Here is a 4,633-nt window from a genome sequence, read left to right on the forward strand (position 1 = left end):
ATTCGAACTTGGGTGTCAGAAATATACAGCGGGGCGGCCTCGCTTTAACAAGGCGCAGCAGTACGCGGCCTGCGGCCGCCGGACGCCCTTAAAAGGGCGCCGCTGTGCTTCAGGCGTTATGTGATCAAAGGTAGCTCATAGCATGACCGAAAAGGTAATTGTTGGTTTCATCGGCGCTGCGCTGGCACTTTTAATTCGCGAGGCTTTAGAGTATTGGAAGACAACGGTACGGCGGAAGCGCATTGCGGCCTTGTGTTGCGAACATCTCAAAAAAATAAGAGAAGATCTCCAAGGGCACGTTGAGTTACATAACGGGAACGCCAAATTTAGCGAGACTCAATATTCTGAGGTGGCTGTTGGTGATTTTCTGTATGAGCTGATAACTAGCAATATTGACTGTTTTGGAAAGGTCGACTCAGTCCGAAAAACCATTAATTTTTTCCATCATTACATGGTTAATATGAGCACCATCAGATCAAGAATTGATGGTTCGACTCATGGCACAGCGAACCTCACCGAAGCAACGTACGAGAAGCTCTTGGAGTACTTGGATGACGCGATTGATGAGCTGCAACTGGCCAGCACATAACCAGGCCAGGCACGGCGACGCCTTTTTCGTTGCGGCTTCGCCTCCACTACAAAGCCGCGCATGCTGGCGGCGTTATAGGCCTGGTCAGTGTTTCTGTGCTGAGCCTAGTCCAGTATGGATTGGGCTGAAACTCATACCTTTCGGGAGGGTATGGCTATGGTCGATATAGTCTTGGAATCAACTATCAAATGTCCAAGCTGTGGTCATCAGAAAATAGAAACCATGCCTACCGACTCATGCCAATATTTTTACGAGTGTGAGTCTTGCCATATTTTGTTAAAGCCCAAGCATGGAGACTGCTGTGTCTTTTGTTCATACGGCACAGTACCGTGTCCACCAATTCAACAAGGGTCAGGGTGTTGTGCTCCCGGCCCATAACAAGTCGCAGCAGTACGCGGCCGGTGGCCGCCGGACGCCCTTTCCGTGGCTCCTTCGTCGCCACTCCAAGGTCGCCGCTGTGCTTCAGCGTTAGCTGCACTAGAACTCTACTCAGGAGCATAAAAGGATGTATGTCCCGAATCACTTCAAAGAAGACGACCAAGAAAAGCTTCAACAGTACATTCGCGATTATAGCTTCGGAATGCTCGTCATTGCCGACGATGAAGGAATTGAGGCCAATCACGTACCCTTTCATCTGAGCGCTGGTGAAAACTTTTCTCTTGGTGCTCTTCAATGTCACCTGGCTCGCAGTAACCCAGTCTGGCAGCGCATGCAGGGCGGAGCTCGAGTGCTTGCAGTTTTTCAGGGGCCAGATGCTTACGTTTCGCCCTCATGGTACCCAACCAAGGCTGAGACAGGCCGGGTCGTCCCAACATGGAACTATCTGGCTGTCCATGCGCAAGGTAGCGCCCAGATTATTGAGGATCCAAGCTGGTTAAAACATCATCTTCACCAGCTAACGGACCAACATGAGTCGCAAATGGTCGCTCCTTGGTCCGTGGGTGATGCGCCAGCGGATTTCACTGAACGTTTGGTACAGGCAATTGTTGGTGTAGAGATCAAAATTGAAACTCTGACGGGCAAGCTCAAAGCAAGTCAGAATCAGCCAGAGAGAAATCGGACCGGTGTCAAAGCTGGCCTGGAGACCGGAGTAGGAGCGCAGAATCGTGCCATGGCCAAGCTCATCAGCTAACCAGGGGCTGTTGTCGGACGGTTTTTCCGTCGCTTCGCTCCTCCAAAACCGCCGCAAAGCCCGGCGTTATGTTCCAAGGAGGTCAGTTTGCGATCACCTCAATCCGTGAAGGCGCTTGAAGAACTCGGCCGAGTGCGATTGTCCGATTCTTTTTTTATGAGAGATTTTTTGTACTCGGAAATCTCTCAAATTGAGCGCATCCCAAATATTCCAGAGCATCCTGATATTGCAATTGAGGCGGGCCGTGGCCTGTGCCAAGAAGTCCTTGAGCCAATCCAATCGGCTTTAGGTCGCGTTTCAGTCAGATCTGGATACCGCTCTCCCACCGTGAACGCAAAAGGGGCCGAAAATAAAAATCAATATAACTGCTCCAGCAACGAGTCGAACTATGCCCACCATATTTGGGATTACCGTGATAAGAACGGCGAGATTGGAGCAACTGCTTGTATTGTGGTTAATTCGTTTGTTGACTACTACGAAAAGACTGAGGATTGGCAGGCGCTAGCGTGGTGGATTCATGACAATGTCCCTGGATACTCGTCACTATACTTCTTTCCCAAGCTTGCAGCGGTAAACATTCGCTGGAGTCCCACGCCTGAAAAGTGGATAAAAAGCTACGTTCCACCGAAAGGGACTCTGACAAAGCCCGGAGATGAAAACCACAGCGGTAGTCATGAGAGGCTTTATAGAGAGTTTCTACGTAGCATCGAAACATAACCAGTGCAGGCACGGCGACGCCCACTACATTGCGCCTTCGGCTCCATTACGTAGGCGCGCATGCTGCAAGCGTTATAAGCCAAGGCTTTGGTAGGTTTTTGATGGTTGAGTGCATGGGCCTTGGCGGAAAATTGGGCAGTGATTTCTGATTCCCGGTTATGGCCAAGGCCAGTAACTTCGTCGTCCAATTTGGAAGCCAACATCGGCATCTTTCGGGTTATCACCAGGGTGCCCAGGTTGTGGGGCAATTCGCCGAAAGTTCCAAGCGCGCCGGGTAGTCTGGTGGTTTGTATCGGTGCCGGATCGCGAGCATGTGCGGGGCTTCTTTGGCGTTCGCATGCGGGTTGAGGGGCGAGCCGGAAACCATCGGGTGAACCGGCTTCTAACCAGTCGCTGTAGTCCGTTCCCGGCCCGAGGGCCGTCCACCGGACGCCCTTGTCAGGGCGCCGCTAAGCTTGGCGTTAAAGGCTGGGGCTTCGGTTGGTTTTATTGCTGGGTTTGGTGAAACTCGGCAAGTTTGTTGTCGGGCTTGGCTGCTCAATCTATCAGGGTAGTCGGCAAGAATTATGTGCTCCGGTTGCGGGGCAATCCGGCTCACCAGCTAGCAAAGCCGCCCAATTGGTGTTCTGTTTCCTGGCGTCATGGGTTAAGTATGTACAAGCTGATTAGGTGTGGGCATTCGAACTTGGGTGTCAGAAATTTACAACGGGGCTGCCTCGCTTTAACAAGTCGCAGCAGTACGCGGCCTGCGGCCGCCGGACGCCCTTAAAAGGGCGCCGCTGTGCTTCAGGCGTTAAAGGCTGGGGCTTCGGTAGGTTTTATTGCTGAGTTTGATGAAACTCGGCAAGTTTGTTATCGAGCTTGGCTGCTCAAGCGAACCGGTTAGCTGGCAATAATTTTGTGCCTTGGTTGCGGGGCAATCCGGCTCAGCAACCAGCAAAGCCGCCCAATTGGTGTTCTGTTTCCTGGCGCCATGGGTTGAGTGTGTACAAGCTGATTGGGTGTGGGCATTCGAACTTGGGTGTCAGAAATATACAGCGGGGCGGCCTCGCTTTAACAAGTCGCAGCAGTACGCGGCCTGCGGCCGCCGGACGCCCTTAAAAGGGCGCCGCTGTGCTTCAGGCGTTATGGCCCTTAGTCGATAATTCAGTGTAAGATTTAACCTTCGAAAACCAAAGGAGAAATTGGCATGGAATGCCCAGATATTAGCAGACTTAAGTTAGACCGGGCCGATGAAGAGGCTCTTGAAGAGATCAGAAGAGCGCAGCGCGCGGGGAATTTGCTTGAAGTCGTAATGCCCGCCGGAGTAATGGCGACAATATTCCTCGGCAATAATGCCGCACAAGCCACATACAATGTCCATTCTACGGACTGGGTTCAGTTTGCTCGCGCCATGAGGGTCTTACCTGACATGATCCGTGCGAGAGTTAGTCAGGTTGCCAAACTCCGAATTCTCACCGGTAGTCTCAATTATGAACAGCGGCAATTTTGGGATGCGGTAGATAAAGGCTGTGGGGGATATTGAGATGCTGAAGCCATTAATTTCCGGCCTGTTGCTTTCACTCTCGACGTTGTCTGCGGCGGCGCCGGATGAAAATCATCACTACATCACGGGCAAAATCGTAGAGTACACACAGGCATTTGATCGCTGCAATCAAATCGTTGAGGGTAGGGAGCTACCTAATAAAAAAATAATCACCAAACTGACCGATTTCACTCAACGTGACATCGAGCGTTTATTGATATCAAAGGCCGCATTGTTGCGCAAAGAGTGCGAAAGGCCCGAGTTGACGGAACTCGCTTACGCAATCTTGATCACGGAAACGGAGGAGCTTCAGCAGCAAACACGAGAAGCTATCTCAGCCATTAAAGTGCTGGCGTTCCCTGGAGATGTTCGAAAATTACAAGTGATTTATCAGTCGGTCCCCATTGAAATTAGACAGACTCTAGAAGAGATTGACTACTTTGACCGACCTTTTGATGATCGTAAGCTACTCGATGCAATCCTTAAAAAGCCATAACAATATGGTCAACGGGACGCCAACTACGCTGCGCTTCGTTGGCGCCCATTACCACTGGCGTTAAAGGCTGGGGCTTCGGTGGGCTTTATTGCCGAATTTGGTGCAACTCGGCAAGTTTGTTGTCGAGCTTGGTTGCTCAGCCGAACCGGATGGCTGGGAAGAGTTTTGTGCCCT

At 51.4% G+C, this 4,633-nt stretch carries 6 protein-coding genes; all 6 read left to right on the forward strand.

All coding sequences use genetic code 11. The annotated features are described in order from the left end of the window. Window positions 1–142: 142 nt before the first annotated feature. Window positions 143–589 carry a hypothetical protein gene (locus CDH48_RS18880; RefSeq protein WP_100690240.1) on the forward strand — a complete coding sequence of 149 codons (447 nt, stop codon included), beginning with the start codon at window positions 143–145 and terminating at the stop codon, window positions 587–589. A 156-nt stretch (window positions 590–745) separates the two neighbouring features. Further along, on the forward strand, window positions 746–967 hold the full coding sequence (locus CDH48_RS19530; RefSeq protein WP_100690241.1) for a GDCCVxC domain-containing (seleno)protein: 222 nt from the start codon (window positions 746–748) through the stop codon (window positions 965–967). A 127-nt stretch (window positions 968–1,094) separates the two neighbouring features. Beyond that, window positions 1,095–1,721, forward strand: coding sequence for an FMN-binding negative transcriptional regulator (locus CDH48_RS18890; protein WP_100690242.1), 627 nt, complete (start codon window positions 1,095–1,097; stop codon window positions 1,719–1,721). An 87-nt stretch (window positions 1,722–1,808) separates the two neighbouring features. Further along, window positions 1,809–2,438, forward strand: a complete 630-nt coding sequence (locus tag CDH48_RS18895; protein WP_100690243.1) for a peptidase M15 — start codon at window positions 1,809–1,811, stop codon at window positions 2,436–2,438. Window positions 2,439–3,627: 1,189 nt separating this feature from the next. Further along, a complete protein-coding gene (locus CDH48_RS18900; protein ID WP_100690244.1) occupies window positions 3,628–3,963 on the forward strand; it encodes a hypothetical protein in 336 nt (111 codons plus the stop codon). Window position 3,964: 1 nt separating this feature from the next. Continuing rightward, complete coding sequence (locus CDH48_RS18905) at window positions 3,965–4,459, forward strand: hypothetical protein (protein ID WP_100690245.1); 495 nt, start codon at window positions 3,965–3,967, stop codon at window positions 4,457–4,459. Window positions 4,460–4,633 lie beyond the last annotated feature (174 nt).

Source organism: Marinobacter aromaticivorans (assembly GCF_002806975.1).
Taxonomy (GTDB): Bacteria; Pseudomonadota; Gammaproteobacteria; order Pseudomonadales; family Oleiphilaceae; genus Marinobacter; species Marinobacter aromaticivorans.